The organism is Streptomyces sp. NPDC031265, from assembly GCF_055570295.1.
The window spans coordinates 119,255-137,781 of the sequence record NZ_JBVIHM010000010.1 but is presented as its reverse complement, the minus strand read 5'-3'; the positions used below and the strand labels follow the sequence as shown (position 1 = coordinate 137,781).

Here is an 18,527-nt window from a genome sequence, read left to right as displayed (position 1 = left end):
GAGATTCCGGGGAGTTGCATGGGGAGCTGTGCGCGCCCCGTTCACCCAGCGGTGGGATTCGCGTCGTCTCAGGAGAGGACGTTTCCGGCCATGGACATCCCTCGTTTCGGCATTCCCGAGAAGCTCGCCGGCCGCATGAGCATGGCCGAGCAGCACGAGTACCTGCGTACGCGGCTGACGCGGCGCGGTGTGCTGCGTACTTCCGTGGCGACCGCCGCGATCGCCGGTGCCGGGGCGGGCACCGGACTCGCCACGTCGTCGCCCGCCCACGCCGCACCGACCGTGTTCATCTCGCGGGGCCCGGGCACCGAGGTCGACGGTTCTCTGGTGGCCCCGTTCGGGCGGCACCTCGCGTACGGCGCGGACGCCAGGACCCGGATGACGGTCTCCTGGCAGGTCCCCTTCGCGGTGCGGCGGCCGTACATCCGGATCGGGCTCAAGCCGTGGGCGCTCAGCCACCGGATCGGTGCCGAGGTGCGCCACCTCACCACGCCCGTCCTGAACGGCGGCAAGATCGCCGCGGCCGAGCAGTACTACGTGCACGCGGGCCTGGAGCGGCTGCGGCCGGGCACCACGTACTACTACGGCGTCGGCCACGACGGCTTCGACCCGGCCGACCCGCGCAACCTGGGCACGCTCGGCACCTTCACCACCGCGCCCGAGCGCGCCGAGCCGTTCACCTTCACCGCCTTCGGCGACCAGGGCGTCAGCTACCACGCGCTCGGCAACGACCAGCTGATCCTCGGTCAGAACCCGGCGTTCCATCTGCACGCGGGCGACATCTGCTACGCCGACCCGTCCGGCTCGGGCACGTCGGGCGACAGCTACGACGCGCGCACCTGGGACCAGTTCCTGGCCCAGACGGAGTCGGTCGCCAAGACCGTGCCGTGGATGGTGACCACCGGCAACCACGACATGGAGGCCTGGTACTCGCCGGACGGCTACGGCGGCCAGAACGCCCGCTGGTCGCTGCCGGACAACGGCCCGGACCCGGTCAACCAGCCCGGCGTGTACTCGTTCGTGCACGGCAACGTGGGCGTGGTCGCACTGGACGCCAACGACGTCTCGTACGAGATCCCCGCCAACTACGGGATCAGCGGCGGCAAGCAGACGCAGTGGCTCGACAAGCGTCTTGCCGAGCTGCGCGCCGACCGCCACATCGACTTCATCGTGGTCTTCTTCCACCACTGCGCCTTCTCGACCACCAACGCGCACGCCTCCGAGGGCGGGGTGCGCGAGGCCTGGGTACCGCTCTTCGAGAAGCACCAGGTGGACCTGGTCATCAACGGCCACAACCACGTGTACGAGCGCACCGACGCGATCCTGCGCAACGCGGTGGGCCGCAGGGTCCCGATCGGCGAGCGCACCGACCCGACGCGGGACGGCATCGTGTACGTCACGGCCGGCGGCGCGGGCCGCGGGCTCTACGACTTCCCGGCCCCCGACAGTTACGAGGGCCACGTCAAGGACCAGGAGAGCGTCGCGAGCTACCACTGGGTGAAGGGCCGCGAGAAGGCGACCGAGACCGTGGAGTGGTCCCGGGTGCGCTTCACCGGCTACTCGTTCCTCGCGGTGCGGGTGGAGGCGGGCCGCCACGCCCGCATGACGGTGACGGCCCTGGCCGAGTCGGGCGCGAGAGTCGACTACTTCGAGATCAAGCGCGGCAAGTGAGCGGCGAAGCCGGGCAACCCCCGCACCCCGGACCACCAAGGGGCGCGGGGCTGTGACATGGTGCGGCTCCGCCGCGCGGGCGCGACCAGCCACAGCGGGCCCGCACCCGCAAGCGCGCCGATCTACCCGGTCACGTGGCCGGTGGCCCCACCATTGTCACGGCGGTCAAGCGCGCGCTGAAGCGCGGCGGCGGCGTTCTTGCGGTCGGCATCACTCGTACGGGAAGCGTGGCGGACACGGCGGACGGTCGTCGTCTCGGACATGAGGGATCGACTCCTTGAGATCACGGAGATATCGAGGCGCCGGAAGGGGCGGGGAGCGCTGCCGCAGGGGTTGCCTGCCAAGGGGCACCGCGCTCGCGACCGCCATTCGCTGGATCTAGCGAGACGTTCGGCTTCTACAAAGCTAAGGGAGGACTCCGCTTCTGTCTCCACGATTACTCGGACTTCCTACTATCTGAGACGGCGGCTTCAGCGGCGCAGCGCGCGGCTCCCGGATGAGGGCACGGACCGCGGCCGTCCCGGCCAGCTCGGGCGTGGTCACATAGCCCACGGACCGCGTCGGGCGCTCCGAACCGAGATCAGTGATCTCGACCGTGTGCGGTGCTCCGATCGGCGACAGCTCCGGCATGATCGCCATACCGAAACCACTGCTCACCATCGAGAGCACCGCTCAGTCATCCTCGGCCTGCACCGTGGCCGCCGGGATCCAGTCCTGCTCGGCCCACCACTCCCGGGTGTACGAGGAGCAGTTCTCCATCCAGTCGACCAGCGGCAGCGAGCGCGGCGCCGGCTGCCCCGAGGAGGGGACCAGCGAATACCCCTCCTCCAGGAGGACGTCACCGACCAGCCCCGGCGGCACCGGCGAGCTCGTGCCGATCGTCGCGATGCCGAGGTCCGCGCGCCCCGACCGCGTACGTGGCACTCACCCGCACCCTCGAACTGCTGCCCGGCCAGGACCTGTTCGTCTCGGCGGCCGCGGGCGGCGTCGGCACGGCGGCGGGCCGGATCGCGCGGCTGCTCGGCGCGGGCCGGCTCGCGGCCGAGCCCGCGCGCCCCCCAGCACCTCTCCGGCCCACCTTGTCGGCACTGCAACCTATCCAAACATTGCCACCTAGTTTGCATTCCTACCTAGCTAGTGCTGGAATACACGTATGGCCGCAGACCGCAGATCCAGTTGGCTCAAAGGCGTCCTCGACCTCCTCGTCCTCACCTGTCTCACCGGGGGCGAGAGCTACGGGTACGAGATCTCCAAGACCCTGGCCGCGGCCGGGCTCGGAGAGATCAAGGGCGGGACGCTCTACCCCGTCCTGAACCGGCTCGAAGAGGCCGGGCTCGCCGTCGGGGAGTTCCGCGCCGCCGAGCGCGGGCCGGGCCGCCGGTACTACCGGCTCACCGACGAGGGACACCGGGCGCTCGCCGAACAGGGCGCGTCCTGGCTGGAGTTCCACACCGCCGTACAGACCATGCTGACCAACGCGACACCAGGGGGACGAGCGTCATGAGCGAGCAGAACGACTACTTCGGGGATCTCGCCGGGAAGCTGCGCGCCTCAGGGATGCCGCGGAGCGAGGTGTCGGCGACCGTCGCCGAGCTCACCGGCTATCTGGCGGAGTCCGGATCCGCCGACCCCTACGAGGAGTTCGGCGCGCCGGAGGACTTCGCGGCCCGGCTCACGGGGGGCCGGGCGGCCGAGGAGCCGGGCGCGGAGGCGGAGACCTGGAAGTGGACCGCCGACATCTACACCGACCGCAAGCACCTCAACCACTACGGCGACCAGGGCTGGGAGGTCGAGGGCCTGGACCGGCTCGGCCGGTTCGTCTGCCGCCGCGACCCGGCGGCGGCGATGCGGTGGGAGTACCGGCGCGAGAGCGCGAACAACGCGGCCGAGCGCGAGTCGGTCACGGCCGGGCTCGCCCCGGACGGCTGGGAGCCGTGCGGGCACTGGATGTTCTTCATGTACTTCAAGCGCCCCAAGGCCGCGAGCGCCGGGCCCGCGGCCAGGCTCGACGAGCTGGTGGCGCCGCCCGCCAAGCAGCTCTTCCTCAGCAACAGGTACCGGGGAAAGCTCAAGCAGATGGTGGCCGCGGGGCTCGTCTCGGGGACGGTGACCGCCGCCGCGGTCCACTACGGGGGCGAACCCGTGATCTACCCGGCGCTGATCGGCGCGGCGGTCGCCGCCCCGGTGGGCCTGGCCCTCGGCTGGCAGCGGGTCAAGCGGGAGGTCGCGCAGGGCGTCGAGGACGCGTGAGCGGCAGGGCGAGCGCAGTGTGCGCGTTCGAGGACGCGTGAGCGGCAGGGGAGCGCAATGTGCGCGTCGAGCCCGGCGGGCGGCTCGACCCGGGGCCACTTCAACGCGGTGGCGTACCAGAACGGCCGGTACGGCTACACGATCACGGTCGTCGACCCGACGTGGTCGTGGCGCTGCACCGGCCACATCGAGACCGGCTCGGCGTCGGTCAGCGGCTGATATCCGATACCTGACAGGTGTCGTCCGTCAGCGGCCGACCGTCAGGTCCTGGAGGCCCACCACCCGCAGCAGTTCCAGGCGCTGGTGGGCCTCCGTGCCCGGGCGGGCCGAGTGCACCACCAGGAACTGGCCCTCGCCGGAGCTCAGCAGCACCTCGCAGTCCAGCTCCAGGAGGCCGACCACCGGGTGGACGAACCGCTTCACCTTGGCGTGCCGCGTCTCCACCTCGTGCTCGTCCCAGAGCGCCGAGAACTCCTCGCTCACCGCGCGCAGTTCGGCCACCAGCGCCGCCGGCTCCGGGTCGTCCGGGCGGGCCGCGAGCACCGCCCGCAGCTGGGCGACGTGGCTGCGCGCGTGCTCGGCCTGGTCCTCGGGCGGGAAGAGGCGGCGCAGCGACGCCTCGGTGAAGTAGCCGCGGATGATGTTCCGGCCGGGTGCGGACTCGCCGACCAGGGCGGCCGCCATCGCGTTCTGGGCGAGCACCTCGCCCCAGTCGCTCATCACCTGTGCGGGCGCGTCGTGCAGCCGGTCGAGGATCAGCATCAGGCCGGGGCGCACATGGACCGAGCCGTGCCGCTCGCGCGGGGGCTCCTCGCCGGCGAGGTGGAAGAGGTGATCGCGCCCGTCCCGGCTGAGCCTCAGCGCCCGCGCCAGCGCGGTCAGCATCTGCCGGGACGGGCGCGAGCCGCGGGCCTGCTCCAGTCGGGTGTAGTAGTCCGCCGACATCCCGGTGAGCTGGGCGACCTCTTCCCTGCGCAGCCCGGCCGTCCGCCGCCGGGGCCCGGCCGCGAGGCCGACGTCCGACGGTTCGAGACGGGCCCGGCAGTGCCGCAGGAAGTCCGCGAGTTCTTCTCTGTCCACGCCCTCAGCATGACGGTGACCACGGCGGGTATCCAGGGAGTCCCGCTCCCTGGATGGAGACGTCCCTCCCGCCGTCGGCCACTTGGCGCCAGGCTTGGGCCAGGCAACCGAGAGGAGCGGATGATGCGGATTCTGGTGACGGGGGCGACGGGCCAGGTCGGCCGTAGGTTCGTGCCGAGGCTGGTCCAGCGGGCCGACGTGGTGCGGGTCCTGGTGCGCGACGAGGCGCGCGGTGCCGCCCTCGGCGCCCATGAGGTGATGGTCGGCGACGTACGGAACGGGGAGTCCGTGGCCAAGGCGCTGGCCGGGGTGGACGCGGTGGTGAACCTCGCGGTGGCGTACCGCGATGTGACGGACGAGGAGAACCGCGCGGTCAACCTCGACGCGGCGCTCGCGCTGGGCCGGGCGGCGCTGGAGGCCGGGGTGAGCCGGTTCGTGCAGGTGTCGTCGAACCTGGCGTACGGCCTGGGGCGCGGGCGGCCGCTGACCGAGGACGACGAGCCGCTGCCCGGCGGCCCGCTGTGGGGGACGTACGCGGAGTCCAAGGCGGCCGCCGAGGAGGGCCTGTTCACCCTCCACCGCGAGCACGGTCTGGACGTGCGCGTGGGCGCGCTCGCCTTCGTCTACGGCGAGGGCGACCCGCACCTGGAGCAGTCGGTGTACTGGGCGGGCCAGTGGGCCGCGCACCAGCGGCTGCCGATGGTGCACCACGCGGACGTGGCGCAGGGCCTGATGCGGCTGCTGTACGCGCCGGGGGTGGCGGGCCGCAAGTACAACATCGCGGACGACAGCCCGGTGACGGCGGTCGAGCTGCACCAGCTCAACGGGGTCGAGGTGCCGCCGGAGCTGGCGCAGCGCACCGACCCGGACCCGTTCTACACGATCGTGTCGACCCTGCGGATCCGGGACGAGCTGGGCTTCCGCCCGCTGTACCCGTCGGTGTGGACGGCACGGGACGCGGGCGTCCTGTAGTCCTGTGACGGCTGGTCTGTAACGGCGTTACAGGACCGCGTCACAGGACGTCGCCGTCGCGCCAGTCGAAGACCAGCGGCTGCGCGGGGTCGGGCAGCGGACCGCCCGCGGCCGGGCGGAGGTAGGTGGTGCCCTCCTCCTCGGCGAGGCGCACCACCCCGTCCGGGCTCAGCACCTCGATCCGCCCGGGCCAGACCTGCCAGCCGCGCGCCCGGTAGAGCGCGGCGCCCTCGTCGGAGGCGGAGAGCGCGCCGAACTCGTACGCCTGGTCGATCACATGCTCCAGTGCGGCCATCACCCGCCCGCCGAGCCCCTGGCGGCGCCGGTCCTCGCGCACGGCGACGGCCTCCACGTAGCCGACGCGGTAGGACCGGCCGCCGTGCAGCACCCGGCGCATGATCACGCTGCCGTGCGCGGCGATCCCCTTCTCGTCGTCCAGGAACGAGTGGACCCCGCCGAGCCCGTGGTCCCAGTCCTCGTCGCTGAAGTCCCCGCCGAAGGCGGTGTCGAGCAGTTCGCGGATTCTCGGCAGGCCGTCCGGGCCGAGCTGCGAGGTGTGCGCGGTGTGCTGAGACTCAGTCATGCGCCCACTGTGGCAGGCCGCTTCGCGTCCTTCCGCGCCGGGCGCGACTGCTCCAGACTCGCTCTCATGTCACCGTCGACACCGCAGCAGTGGACCCCGACCCACGGGGAGCCCTACCGCCCGGTCCCCTACAACCCCGCCCGGCTGCCCGCCGCCGAGTCCCTGGAGCGCGCGGCGGCGCTGCGCGACACGATGCGCCGGCGCCGTACGGTACGGCAGTTCTCCCCCGACCCGGTCCCTGAGCAGGCGGTCCGGGACGCCGTCGCCTGTGCGGCGACCGCCCCCTCGGGCGCGCACCAGCAGCCCTGGACCTTCGTGCTCGTACGCGACCCGGAAGTGCGGCGGCGGATACGGGAGGCTGCCGAGCACGAGGAGCGCGTCTCCTACGACGGGCGCCTCGGCGAGGAGTGGCTGGCGGCGCTGCGCCCGCTGGGCACGGACGCCGTGAAGAGCCACCTGACCGACGCCCCGGCCCTGATCGTGGTCTTCCAGCAGCGGTACTGGCTGGCCGAGGACGGCACCAAGCACAAGCACTACTACGTGGACGAGTCGGTGGGGATCGCGGTCGGGATGCTCCTGAGCGCCCTCCACCAGAGCGGTCTGGCCGCCCTCGTCCACACACCGAGCCCGATGCGGTTCCTGCGCGAGGCGCTCGGCCGCCCCGTGAACGAGAAGGCGTTCGCGGTGATCCCGGTCGGCTATCCGGCCGAGGGCTGCGAAGTTCCCGATCTCGTACGGAAGTCACTGGAGCAGGTGCTGGTGGAGTTCTGACCCCTCACCCCCAATCCCTAACCCCTCTAATGCACTTGACTGGTTAGCGCGACCCATGGTTGGCTGCTCACGCGGCAACACAACCAGTCAAGTAGGCATGAGGGGTTAGGCATGAGTGCGGAGCAGATCCACTACCGGACGGCGGCCGTCGGCGGCCAGGAGATCTTCTACCGGGAGGCGGGGTCGCCCGACGCCCCGACCCTGCTGCTCCTGCACGGCTTCCCCGCCAGCTCCCACATGTTCCGCGGCCTGATCCCCCGGCTGGCCGCGCGCTACCACGTGATCGCCCCGGACCACCTCGGATTCGGCTACTCCTCGGCGCCGCCGGCCGACGAGTTCGCGTACACCTTCGCCAACCTGGCCGCCCTGACACAGGAGTTCACCGAGCAGCTCGGCCTCACCCGGTTCGCGCTCTACATCCAGGACTACGGCGCCCCCATCGGGCTGCGGCTCGCCCTCGCGCACCCCGAGCGCATCACGGCGATCGTCACGCAGAGCGGCAACGCGTACACCGAGGGCCTGGGCGAGGCCTGGGACGCGCCGCTCGCCCTGATCGCCGGGCGCACACCCGAGACCGAGGCGCCCGTACGGGAGATCCGCTCCCTGGAGGGCATCAAGTGGCAGTATCTGCACGGCCTCCCGGACCCGTCGCTGGTCAGCCCGGACGCGTACCACTACGACGCGGCCCTGATGGCGCGCGAGGGCCAGGACGCCATCCAGCTCGACCTGATGGCCGACTACGGCTCCAACTTCGACCTCTACCCGGCCTTCCAGGAGTACTTCCGCACCAGCGGGGTGCCGCTCCTGGCGGCCTGGGGCGCCCACGACGAGATCTTCGTCCCGGCCGGAGCGCTCGCCTTCCTGCGCGACCTGCCCGAGGCGGAGATCCACCTCCTGCCCACCGGCCACTTCGCCCTGGAGACGCACGCGGCCCAGATCGCGTCACTGATCGACGACTTCCTCGTACGGAAGCTGTGAGGGGCCCGAGAGCGGGAAATGGAAACCGCCCCCGTCCTCGGTTGGGGGACCAAGGACGGGGGCGGGGTTCAAAGGTGACCGCGCGTCAGCCCATGTGGGGGTACGTGTAGTCGGTCGGCGGGACCAGGGTCTCCTTGATGGCGCGGGTCAGCGTCCAGCGCATCAGGTTCTGGGGGGCGCCCGCCTTGTCGTTGGTGCCCGAGGCGCGGCCGCCGCCGAAGGGCTGCTGGCCGACGACGGCGCCGGTCGACTTGTCGTTGATGTAGAAGTTGCCCGCCGCGTAGCGGAGCTTGTCCATCGTGTACGCGGCCGCCGCGCGGTCGTTGGAGATGACGGCGCCGGTCAGGGCGTAGTCGGAGACCGACTCCATCTGCTCCAGCATCGCGTCGTACTCGGCGTCCTCGTAGACGTGGATCGCCAGGATCGGGCCGAAGTACTCGGTCGTGAAGACCTCGTTCCCGGGGTCGCTGCACTCGATGACGGTCGGGCGGACGAAGTAGCCGACCGAGTCGTCGTAGGTGCCGCCGGCGACGATCGTGCAGGAGGCGTCGGCCTTCGCGCGGTCGATCGCGGCCTTGTTCTTGGCGAAGGAGCGCTCGTCGATGACGGCGCCGATGAAGTTCGACAGGTCGGTGACGTCACCCATGGTGATGCCGTCGACCTCGGCCGCGAACTCCTCCTTGAAGCCGTCGTTCCAGATCGACGCCGGGACGTACGCACGCGAGGACGCGGAGCACTTCTGGCCCTGGTACTCGAAGGAGCCACGGGTCAGGGCCGTCTTCAGGACGGCGCGGTCGGCGCTGGGGTGCGCGACGACGAAGTCCTTGCCGCCGGTCTCGCCGACCAGGCGCGGGTAGGTGCGGTACTTCTCGATGTTGGTGCCGACCGTCTTCCACAGGTGCTGGAAGGTCCGGGTGGAACCCGTGAAGTGGATGCCCGCCAGGTCGCGGTGGTTCAGCGCGATCTCGGAGACGGCCAGGCCGTCACCGGTGACCAGGTTGATGACGCCCTTGGGCAGACCGGCCTCCTCCAGGAGCTGCATCAGCAGCACGGCGGCGTGGGTCTGCGTCGGGGACGGCTTCCACACGACCACGTTGCCCATCAGGGCCGGGGCGGTCGGCAGGTTGCCCGCGATGGCCGTGAAGTTGAACGGCGTGATCGCGTAGACGAAACCTTCCAGCGGACGGTGGTCCATACGGTTCCACACGCCCGGGGAGTTCGCCGGGGGCTGCTCGGCGAGCAGGTTGCGGGCGTAGTGGACGTTGAAGCGCCAGAAGTCGACGAGCTCGCACGGGGTGTCGATCTCGGCCTGCTGGGCGGTCTTCGACTGGCCGAGCATCGTGGACGCGGCCAGCGTCTCGCGCCACGGGCCGGCCAGCAGCTCCGCCGCACGCAGGATGATCGCGGCGCGGTCGTCGAACGACATCGCACGCCACGCCGGGGCGGCGGCGAGCGCGGCGTCCACCGCGTCCTGTGCGTCCTGCGTCGTGGCGTTGGCGAACGTGCCGATGACGGCCTTGTGGTTGTGCGGCTGCACGACGTCGAAGCGCTCGCCGCCGCCCATCCGCTTCTCGCCGCCGATGGTCATCGGCAGCTCGATCGGGTTCTCGGCCAGCTCCTTGAGCTTGGCCTCCAGGCGCGCGCGCTCGGGCGAACCCGGGGCGTAGCCGTGCACCGGCTCGTTGACGGGAGCGGGGACCTGGGTTACAGCGTCCATGAGTCTCTGAACTCCTTGATGAGGGGTGGTGGGCTCAGCCCTTGGTGAGGATGGAGCGGGCGAAGAAGAGCAGGTTGGCGGGCTTCTCCGCCAGGCGGCGCATGAAGTAGCCGTACCAGTCGGTGCCGTACGCCGTGTAGACGCGCATCCGGTGGCCCTCGGCCGCGAGCCGCACGTGCTCATCGCTGCGGATGCCGTACAGCATCTGGAACTCGTACTCGTCCAGTTTGCGCCCGGCGCGCCGCGCGAGCTCCTGGGTGATGGCTATCAGGCGCGGGTCGTGCGACCCGATCATCGGGTAGCCCTCGCCGTCCATCAGGATCTTCAGGATGCGGACGTACGCCTTGTCGATCTCGCCCTTGTCCTGGTACGCGACCGAGGCGGGCTCCTTGTAGGCGCCCTTCACGATCCGGACGCGGCTGCCGGCGGCGGCCAGGCGGCGGGCGTCGTCCTCGGTGCGGAAGAGGTACGCCTGGATGACGCAGCCGGTCTGCGGGAAGTCCTTCCGCAGCTCCTCGTGGATGGCGAACATCGAGTCGAGGGTGGTGTGGTCCTCGGCGTCCAGGGTGACCGTGGTGCCGATGGCCGCGGCGGCCTCGACGACCGGGCGGACGTTGGCGAGGGCGAGCTCGTGGCCGCCCGGGAATTCGGCAGCGAGCCCGGAGGGCTCTCCGTTGAGGGCGGTGGTGGGCGACGGGAGGGACTGTCCGAACATGGAGAGCTTCACGGACATCTCGGCGCGGGTGCCGAGGTCCAGGTCCTTGAGGCGCTCGATCAGCTGCAGGTAGGCGTCGCGCGCGGCGTACGACTGCTCCGCGGTGGTGATGTCCTCGCCCACCACGTCCAGGGTGACCTCCAGGCCCCGGCCCGCGGCGTCCTTGACGATCGGCACGACCTGCTCGACCGTCTCCCCGGCGATGAACCGGTCGACGACCTGCTTGGTACCGGGTGCGGCCGAGATGAAACGGCGCATCTTGTCGCTGCGCGACGCGGCGAGGATCACGGGACCCAGCACGGGGCACCTCCATGGAAAGGGGTAGCAGGAGGCCGAAACCCGACGATCCGGGTACGGCACGGAGAACCACCGTGAAACCTAAGGATCCTTCCGATCCTCTGCCATCGACACCTGTCACGCATCCGTGCCCCGCATCTCAGACATATGTCTGAAGGCGGCGCCGGTATGCGCGAGAATGGCTTGTGTGAAGGGCGACTACCAGGACCTGGTCGATGAGATCTCGGCGCTGCTCGGCGCCCCCGCGACCCTGGAAGACCGGGACTTCGGGCTGATCGCCTTCGGCGCGCACGACTCCGAGGACGACTCGGCCATGGACCCCGTGCGCACCCGCTCGATCCTCACCCGCCGCTCCACCCCGGCGGTCCGCGCCTGGTTCGAGGGGTTCGGCATCACCCGCGCGACCGGCCCGGTCCGCATCCCGGCCGCCCCCGAGGCGGGCGTCTTGCGCGCCCGGATCTGCCTGCCGGTCCGCCACCGTGGCGTGGTGCTCGGTTACGTGTGGCTCCTGGACGCCGACCCGGGCCCGGCCGAGGACCGCCTCGCCGCCGCGATGGAGGTGGCCGCCCGCATCGGCGGCCTGCTGGCGGACGAGGCCCAGGCGGGCACCGATCTCTCCCGGGAGTTCCGGGCGGCCCTGACCGCCGGGCGGGGCTGGCAGCGCGACATGGCGACGGCGGCCCTGCGCGCGGCCCTCGGCCCGGACGCGGACGGGTTGCACGCGGTGGTCTGCGTCAGTCCCTGGCCCCAGGAGACGCCGTCCGTACGGACCGTTCCGGGGACGGCGGCGCTGTGCGCGGTGCCGTGGGGGGCGCACGGCGAGGAGGGGGCCGACGAGCCCTCGGACGCCCCGCGCGCCCAGGTGCTCGGCGCGCTCGTCCGGCTCCGCTCGCCCGACGCGCTCGCGCCCGCGCTGACCGCCGCCGAGCGGCTGCGCGCCACGGTGGGGCCGGACGCCGCCGCCGGGGTCGCGCTGCCCCGCCGGGGCCTCGGCGAGCTGCCCGCCTCCTGGCACGAGGCGGCCTCGGCGGCCCGGGCGGCCCGGGCCGAACCGGGATTCGGCCCGGTCGCCCAGTGGGCGGAGATCGGCCCGTACCGGCTGCTGACCGCGCTCCCCGACACCGCGCCCCACGACGTGGCGGTCCGCTCCCTGCTCACCCCGGCCCACACCGAACTGGCCCGCACCGCCGAGGTGTTCCTCGACTGCGCGGGCCAGGCGGGCCGTACGGCGGCGGCGCTCGGTATCCACCGCCAGACCCTCTACTACCGGCTCTCCCGGGTCGAGCAGCTCACCGGCCTCGACCTCGACGAGGGCGAGGACCGGCTGCTGCTGCACATGGCACTGAAGGCGTCACGTCTGTGACGGTCGCCCCCGGGGCAGCTCAGGCCTGTGACGGCTTCTGGGGTCCGGCCGACGCGATGAGCCGCCGCATTCCCTCGGTCAGCTCGGCCGCGCTCGACGCGGTGCCCGGGTCGAAGGTCCACTGGGCGATGAGCCCCATCATCATCGTCATATAGAGCTTGCCGAGCGTGTCGACGTCTTCCTCGCCGACCTCGGACTCCTCGCCCCCCATGAACATGGGGATGATGCCGCGCGCGCCCTCGCGCTGGGCCTGCGCCAGATGGTCGCGCACCCCCGGCAGCTGGTCGCCCATGACGATGATCTCCATGCTGAGGTGCCACATCGAGCCGGGCTGCTCCATGGTGGCGATGATGTTCGACCAGACCTCCTGGAAGCGCTCCAGGGAGCCGGGCTCGGTGGCCGTCACCTGCGAGGGGCCCTCGAAGGCGACCGAAACCCCTTCCACCAGGGCGATGTAGGCCTGCGCGAGCAGCGCGTCCTTGGATCCGTAGTGGTAGCCGATGGACGCCAGATTCGTCCCCGACTCCTTGACGATGTCCCGCGCGGTCGTGCGCGCGAAGCCCTTCTCCAGCAGGCAGCGCTTGGCGCCTTCGAGCAGATCCTCACGGTGTCCCATGCAGGGAGCCTACCTGGTTTTATACGTATGTGTAATACGCGCGTATGGCGGGACGGGTGCGCTGCACCGAGGACGGTCTCTCGGCCGCGGACCGTGCTGGGTTGCCCACGCGGTTGCCCGCGCCCCTGGCCACCCAGGGGCGCGGGCGACCGTCTCAGACCAGATTCACGGAGCGGGCCGACGTCGCGCCGATCGCCTCCGCGAGCTCGGTGAGCACCGGCTGCGGCACGGTGTCGTCCACGGTCAGGACCGCGAGCGCCTCGCCGCCCTCCTCCGCGCGCGCGACCTGCATACCCGCGATGTTCAGCCCGGCCTCGCCGAGGATCTGGCCGACCGTGCCGACGACGCCCGGGCGGTCCTCGTAGCGCAGGACGACCATGTGGTCGGCGAGCGCCAGGTCCACGTCGTACTCACCGATCGCCACGATCTTCTGGAGGTGCTTGGGGCCCGCCAGCGTGCCGGAGACCGCCACCTCCTCACCGCCCGAGAGCGTGCCGCGCACGGTGACCACGTTGCGATGGTCCGGCGACTCGCTGCTGGTGGTGAGGCGGACCTCGACGCCGCGCTCCTGCGCGAACAGGGGGGCGTTGACGTAGCTGACGGTCTCGTCCACCACGTCCTCGAACACGCCCTTGAGCGCGCTGAGTTCGAGCACCTTCACATCGTGCTGGGTGATCTCGCCGTACACCTCGACGTCAAGGCGGACCGCCACCTCGCCCGCGAGCGCGGTGAAGATCCGGCCCAGGCGCTCCGCGAGCGGCAGACCCGGCTTGACGTCCTCGGCGATGACGCCGCCCTGGACGTTGACCGCGTCCGGCACCAGCTCGCCGGCGAGGGCCAGGCGCACCGAGCGGGCGACCGCGACGCCCGCCTTCTCCTGGGCCTCGTCGGTGGAGGCGCCCAGGTGCGGGGTGCAGACGACCTGGTCGAGCTCGAAGAGCGGGGAGTCCGTGCAGGGCTCCTTCGCGTACACGTCGAGGCCCGCGCCCGCGACGCGGCCCTCCTTGAGCGCCGAGTACAGCGCGGCCTCGTCGACGATGCCGCCGCGCGCCGCGTTCACGATCCGGACGTGCGGCTGGACCTTGTGGAGCGCCTCGTCGCCGATGAGGCCGAGGGTCTCCGGGGTCTTCGGCAGGTGCACGGTGATGAAGTCCGCGACCTGGAGCAGCTCGTCGAGGGTGAGGAGCTTGACGCCCATCTGCGCGGCGCGCGCGGGCTGCACATAGGGGTCGTACGCGACGATCTTCATGCCGAAGGCCGACATGCGCTGGGCGACCAGGACGCCGATGCGGCCGAGGCCGACGACGCCGAGGGTCTTCTCGCTCAGCTCGACGCCGGTGTACTTGTTCCGCTTCCACTCGCCGTTCTTCAGCGCGGTGTTGGCCTGCGGGATGTTGCGCGCGGTGGCCACCAGCAGACCGCAGGCGAGCTCGGCGGCGGTGACGATGTTGGAGGTCGGGGCGTTGACGACCATCACGCCGGCCTTGGTGGCGGCGGAGACGTCGACGTTGTCGAGGCCGACGCCCGCGCGGGCGACGACCCTCAGCTTCTTCGCGACGGCGACGGCCTCCGCGTCGACCTTCGTCGCGGAGCGGATCAGGATCGCGTCCACGTCGGCGATGGCGGGCAGCAGTTCGGCGCGGTCCGCTCCGTTGCAGTGCCGGATCTCGAAGTCCGGACCGAGGGCGTCGACGGTGGCGGGCGACAGCTCTTCAGCGATGAGTACGACAGGTTTCGAGCTCACGTGAGTCCTCACAAGTCCAGTGCGGACGGCCGTCCCGACGGCCGCAGGCGGTGGAGGGTACTGGCCGCGTGGAAGACGCACGACGCTGTGGGCCTGACGCGATGTATTGAGCAGCAGTGTAGTGGTGCTCAAGTCGGGGTTCTCCGCCGTGGAGGAAGGATCACCCGATGGGGTTGGACTGGTTGTCCATGGCGGCGACGGGGCCGGACGCGATGTCCGGCCCCGTCGGCGCGGAGGCCTACGCCTCCTCGTTGTCCACCCAGCTCATGAGCTTGCGCAGCTCCTTGCCGGTGGTCTCCAGGAGGTGGTTCTCATCCTGGGTCTTGTACTCGTTGTACTTCTTCAGACCGCCGTGGTACTCGTCCATCCAGTTCTTGGCGAACGTGCCGTCCTGGATCTCCGTGAGGACCTTCTTCATCTCGGCCTTGGTGTCGGCGGTGATGATGCGGGGGCCGGTGACGTAGTCGCCCCACTCGGCGGTCTCGGAGACCGACCAGCGCATCTTCTCCAGGCCGCCCTCGTACATCAGGTCGACGATGAGCTTCAGCTCGTGGAGGCACTCGAAGTAGGCGATCTCCGGCTGGTAGCCCGCCTCGACGAGGGTCTCGAAGCCCGCCTTGACCAGCGCGGACGTACCGCCGCAGAGCACGGCCTGCTCGCCGAAGAGGTCGGTCTCGGTCTCCTCGGTGAAGGTCGTCTTGATGACGCCGGCCCGGGTGCCGCCGATGCCCTTGGCGTACGAGAGCGCGAGCGCGAAGCCGTTGCCGGTCGCGTCCTGCTCGACGGCCGCGATACACGGGACGCCGCGGCCCTCCTCGTACTGGCGGCGGACCAGGTGGCCCGGGCCCTTGGGGGCGACCATGCAGACGTCGACGCCCTCGGGGGCCTTGATGAAGCCGAAGCGGATGTTGAGGCCGTGGCCGAAGAACAGCGCGTCGCCGTCCTTCAGGTTGTCCTTGATGGACTCCTCGTAGACCTGGGCCTGGATCGGGTCCGGGACCAGGATCATGATGACGTCGGCCTCGGCGGCGGCCTCGGCGGGCGTGACCACGCGCAGGCCCTGCTCCTCGGCCTTGGCCTTGGACTTGGAGCCCTCGTGCAGACCGACGCGGACGTCGACACCCGAGTCACGGAGCGACAGCGCGTGGGCGTGGCCCTGGCTGCCGTAACCGATCACCGCGACCTTGCGGCCCTGGATGATGGACAGGTCGGCGTCGTCCTCGTAGAACAGCTCGGCCACTGGGATATCTCCTTGGTGTGCTGGTGTTGCGTCCCACCGTACGGCGGGGATGCGTCGGGAAGTTTTGAGTCTCGCGATACGAACACCGCGAGGGGGCGGGTTCAGGCCGTGCGGTCCAGGGCCCGCAGGCTGCGGTCGGTGATGGACCGCGAGCCGCGCCCTATGGCGATCGTCCCGGACTGGACGAGCTCCTTGATGCCGAACTGCTCCAGCATCTTGAGCATCGCCTCCAGCTTGTCGGCGCCGCCGGTGGCCTCGATGGTCACGGCCTCGGGCGAGACGTCGACGGTCTTGGCACGGAACAACTGGACGATCTCGACGATCTGGGAGCGCGTTTCGTTGTCGGCACGCACCTTCACCAGAACGAGTTCACGCTGGATCGCAGCGCTGGGCTCGAGTTCGACGATCTTCAGGACGTTGACCAGCTTGTTGAGCTGCTTCGTCACCTGCTCCAGGGGCAGGTCCTCGACATTGACCACAATGGTGATGCGGGAGATGTCGGGGTGTTCGGTGACACCGACCGCGAGCGAGTCGATGTTGAAGCCGCGACGGGAGAAGAGCGCGGCGATCCGGGCGAGGATGCCGGGGGTGTTCTCCACCAGGACGGAGAGCGTGTGCTTGGTAGACATGGTGACGGTCTCTCTCTGCTCTCTCAGTCGTCTTCGTTGTCGCCGAAGTCGGGACGGACGCCCCGGGCGGCCATGACCTCGTCGTTGGAGGTGCCGGCGGCGACCATCGGCCACACCTGGGCGTCCTCGTGGACGATGAAGTCGATGACGACCGGGCGGTCGTTGATGGAGTTGGCCTCTTCGATGGCCTTGTCCAGGTCCTCCGGGCGCTCGCAGCGGATCGCGTAGCAGCCCATGGCCTCCGACAGCTTCACGAAGTCCGGGACGCGGGTGCCGCCGCTGGGCTTGCCCTGTTCGGCGATGCCGTCCTCCGGGCCGCTGTGCAGCACGGTGTTGGAGTAGCGCTGGTTGTAGAAGAGGGTCTGCCACTGGCGGACCATCCCGAGGGCGCCGTTGTTGATGATGGCGACCTTGATCGGGATGTTGTTGAGCGCACAGGTGGTGAGCTCCTGGTTGGTCATCTGGAAGCAGCCGTCACCGTCGATCGCCCAGACCGGGCGGTCGGGCATTCCGGCCTTGGCGCCCATGGCCGCCGGGACCGCGTACCCCATCGTTCCGGCGCCGCCGGAGTTCAGCCAGGTGGCGGGGCGCTCGTAGTTGATGAAGTGGGCGGCCCACATCTGGTGCTGGCCGACGCCGGCCGCGTAGATGGTGTCGGCGGGGGAGAGCTCGCCGATGCGCTGGATGACCTGCTGCGGCGAGAGGGTGCCGTCGTCCGGCTGGTCGTAGCCGAGCGGATAGGTCTCGCGCCACCGGTTGAGGTCGTTCCACCAGGCGGTGTAGTCACCGGTGTGGCCCTCGGTGTGCTCGGCCTGGACGGCCTGCACCAGATCGGCGATGACCTCGCGGGCGTCGCCCACGATCGGCACGTCGACCTCGCGGTTCTTGCCGATCTCGGCCGGGTCGACGTCCGCGTGGATGATCTTCGCGTACGGGGCGAAGCTGTCCAGCTTGCCGGTGACCCGGTCGTCGAAGCGGGTGCCGAGCGCGACCAGCAGGTCCGCCTTCTGCAGCGCGGTGACGGCGGTGACCGCACCGTGCATGCCGGGCATTCCCACGTGCAGCGGGTGGCTGTCGGGGAAGGCGCCGAGCGCCATCAGGGTGGTGGTGACGGGCGCTCCGGTGAGCTCCGCGAGGACCTTCAGCTCGGCGGTCGCGCCGGCCTTCAGGACGCCGCCGCCGACGTACAGGACCGGGCGCTTGGCCTGGACGATCAGCTTGGCCGCCTCGCGGATCTGCTTGGCGTGCGGCTTGGTGACCGGGCGGTAGCCCGGCAGGTCCATGTGCGGCGGCCAGGAGAAGGTGGTGCGCGCCTGGAGGGCGTCCTTGGCGATGTCGACCAGGACGGGACCCGGGCGGCCGGTGGAGGCGATGTGGAAGGCCTCCGCGATGGTGCGCGGGATGTCCTCGGCCTTGGTGACCAGGAAGTTGTGCTTGGTGATCGGCATGGTGATGCCGACGATGTCCGCCTCCTGGAAGGCGTCGGTACCGATGGCCTTGGAGGAGACCTGGCCGGTGATCGCGACCAGCGGGACGGAGTCCATGTGGGCGTCCGCGATCGGCGTGACCAGGTTGGTGGCGCCGGGGCCGGAGGTCGCCATGCAGACGCCGACCTTGCCGGTGGCCTGCGCGTAGCCGGTGGCGGCGTGACCGGCGCCCTGCTCGTGGCGGACCAGGACGTGGCGGACCCGGGTGGAGTCCATCATCGGGTCGTACGCCGGGAGGATGGCGCCGCCCGGAATACCGAAAACGGTCTCGGCCCCGACTTCCTCAAGAGAGCGGATGAGGGACTGCGCGCCCGTGACGTGCTCAACGGTGGCGGCGTGGTGTCCGCCGTTACGGGCCCGCGGCTGCGGGTGGTGGGCCCCGGTGGCCTGCTCGGTCATCGGCATTCTCTTCTC

At 70.7% G+C, this 18,527-nt stretch carries 18 protein-coding genes and 2 pseudogenes; 9 read left to right on the top strand and 11 right to left on the bottom strand.

Going from position 1 to position 18,527, the window contains the following annotated elements:
- Positions 1-90: 90 nt before the first annotated feature.
- Entirely contained in the window at positions 91-1,671 is a 1,581-nt protein-coding gene (locus ACZ499_RS17755) for a purple acid phosphatase family protein (protein WP_468675975.1), read from the top strand.
- A 122-nt stretch (positions 1,672-1,793) separates the two neighbouring features.
- Here the strand turns inward: ACZ499_RS17755 and ACZ499_RS17750 are convergent, their stop codons facing one another.
- Together ACZ499_RS17750 and ACZ499_RS17745 are read right to left on the bottom strand one after the other, a co-directional pair.
- On the bottom strand, positions 1,794-1,934 hold the full coding sequence (locus ACZ499_RS17750) for a hypothetical protein (protein ID WP_385544293.1): 141 nt from the start codon (positions 1,932-1,934) through the stop codon (positions 1,794-1,796).
- Positions 1,935-2,076: 142 nt separating this feature from the next.
- Positions 2,077-2,577 (bottom strand): annotated as a pseudogene (locus ACZ499_RS17745) (LysR substrate-binding domain-containing protein); the annotation flags it as partial.
- A gap of 2 nt (positions 2,578-2,579) precedes the next feature.
- Between ACZ499_RS17745 and ACZ499_RS17740 the strand changes: the two are divergent.
- From ACZ499_RS17740 to ACZ499_RS17725, 4 genes and pseudogenes are all read left to right on the top strand, one after another.
- A pseudogene (locus ACZ499_RS17740) lies at positions 2,580-2,708 on the top strand (NADP-dependent oxidoreductase); the annotation flags it as partial.
- A gap of 116 nt (positions 2,709-2,824) precedes the next feature.
- Positions 2,825-3,175, top strand: coding sequence for a PadR family transcriptional regulator (locus ACZ499_RS17735; protein ID WP_468675973.1), 351 nt, complete (start codon positions 2,825-2,827; stop codon positions 3,173-3,175).
- Positions 3,172-3,921 (top strand): hypothetical protein, encoded by a 750-nt coding sequence (locus tag ACZ499_RS17730; RefSeq protein WP_468675970.1) that lies wholly within the window; start codon positions 3,172-3,174, stop codon positions 3,919-3,921. The genes ACZ499_RS17735 and ACZ499_RS17730 overlap by 4 nt, the downstream gene beginning before the upstream one ends.
- A 57-nt stretch (positions 3,922-3,978) precedes the next feature.
- Positions 3,979-4,140, top strand: a complete 162-nt coding sequence (locus tag ACZ499_RS17725) for a hypothetical protein (RefSeq protein WP_468675969.1) — start codon at positions 3,979-3,981, stop codon at positions 4,138-4,140.
- A gap of 27 nt (positions 4,141-4,167) precedes the next feature.
- Here ACZ499_RS17725 and ACZ499_RS17720 read toward each other — a convergent pair whose 3' ends face one another.
- Positions 4,168-5,001 carry a helix-turn-helix transcriptional regulator gene (locus ACZ499_RS17720; protein ID WP_468405962.1) on the bottom strand — a complete coding sequence of 278 codons (834 nt, stop codon included), beginning with the start codon at positions 4,999-5,001 and terminating at the stop codon, positions 4,168-4,170.
- A gap of 123 nt (positions 5,002-5,124) precedes the next feature.
- Here ACZ499_RS17720 and ACZ499_RS17715 point away from each other — a divergent pair, with 123 nt between their 5' ends.
- Complete coding sequence (locus tag ACZ499_RS17715) at positions 5,125-5,973, top strand: NAD-dependent epimerase/dehydratase family protein (protein ID WP_468675968.1); 849 nt, start codon at positions 5,125-5,127, stop codon at positions 5,971-5,973.
- 40 nt (positions 5,974-6,013) lie between these two features.
- Here ACZ499_RS17715 and ACZ499_RS17710 read toward each other — a convergent pair whose 3' ends face one another.
- On the bottom strand, positions 6,014-6,556 hold the full coding sequence (locus ACZ499_RS17710; RefSeq protein WP_468675967.1) for a GNAT family N-acetyltransferase: 543 nt from the start codon (positions 6,554-6,556) through the stop codon (positions 6,014-6,016).
- 66 nt (positions 6,557-6,622) lie between these two features.
- Between ACZ499_RS17710 and ACZ499_RS17705 the strand changes: the two genes are divergently transcribed.
- Both ACZ499_RS17705 and ACZ499_RS17700 read left to right on the top strand, forming a co-directional pair.
- A complete protein-coding gene (locus ACZ499_RS17705) occupies positions 6,623-7,327 on the top strand; it encodes a nitroreductase family protein (protein WP_468675965.1) in 705 nt (234 codons plus the stop codon).
- Positions 7,328-7,438: 111 nt separating this feature from the next.
- A complete protein-coding gene (locus tag ACZ499_RS17700) occupies positions 7,439-8,305 on the top strand; it encodes an alpha/beta fold hydrolase (protein WP_468675964.1) in 867 nt (288 codons plus the stop codon).
- A gap of 85 nt (positions 8,306-8,390) precedes the next feature.
- Here the strand turns inward: ACZ499_RS17700 and pruA are convergent, their stop codons facing one another.
- Complete coding sequence (pruA, locus tag ACZ499_RS17695; protein WP_468675963.1) at positions 8,391-10,022, bottom strand: L-glutamate gamma-semialdehyde dehydrogenase; 1,632 nt, start codon at positions 10,020-10,022, stop codon at positions 8,391-8,393.
- A gap of 34 nt (positions 10,023-10,056) precedes the next feature.
- Entirely contained in the window at positions 10,057-11,037 is a 981-nt protein-coding gene (locus ACZ499_RS17690) for a proline dehydrogenase family protein (RefSeq protein WP_468675961.1), read from the bottom strand.
- A 184-nt stretch (positions 11,038-11,221) separates the two neighbouring features.
- Here ACZ499_RS17690 and ACZ499_RS17685 point away from each other — a divergent pair, with 184 nt between their 5' ends.
- Positions 11,222-12,397 carry a PucR family transcriptional regulator gene (locus tag ACZ499_RS17685; RefSeq protein WP_468675959.1) on the top strand — a complete coding sequence of 392 codons (1,176 nt, stop codon included), beginning with the start codon at positions 11,222-11,224 and terminating at the stop codon, positions 12,395-12,397.
- A gap of 19 nt (positions 12,398-12,416) precedes the next feature.
- On the opposite strand, the gene ACZ499_RS17680 is transcribed toward ACZ499_RS17685, so the two are convergent.
- The 5 genes from ACZ499_RS17680 to ACZ499_RS17660 form a co-directional block, all read right to left on the bottom strand.
- Entirely contained in the window at positions 12,417-13,013 is a 597-nt protein-coding gene (locus ACZ499_RS17680; protein WP_468675955.1) for a TetR/AcrR family transcriptional regulator, read from the bottom strand.
- Between the two features lie 154 nt (positions 13,014-13,167).
- On the bottom strand, positions 13,168-14,757 hold the full coding sequence (gene serA, locus ACZ499_RS17675) for a phosphoglycerate dehydrogenase (protein ID WP_468405980.1): 1,590 nt from the start codon (positions 14,755-14,757) through the stop codon (positions 13,168-13,170).
- Between the two features lie 238 nt (positions 14,758-14,995).
- Positions 14,996-15,997, bottom strand: coding sequence for a ketol-acid reductoisomerase (gene ilvC, locus ACZ499_RS17670; protein ID WP_385536461.1), 1,002 nt, complete (start codon positions 15,995-15,997; stop codon positions 14,996-14,998).
- 101 nt (positions 15,998-16,098) lie between these two features.
- Positions 16,099-16,626: an acetolactate synthase small subunit gene (ilvN, locus tag ACZ499_RS17665; protein ID WP_067164603.1), complete on the bottom strand. Its 528-nt coding sequence runs from the start codon at positions 16,624-16,626 to the stop codon at positions 16,099-16,101.
- Between the two features lie 23 nt (positions 16,627-16,649).
- Positions 16,650-18,518 (bottom strand): acetolactate synthase large subunit, encoded by a 1,869-nt coding sequence (locus ACZ499_RS17660; protein WP_468675953.1) that lies wholly within the window; start codon positions 18,516-18,518, stop codon positions 16,650-16,652.
- Positions 18,519-18,527 lie beyond the last annotated feature (9 nt).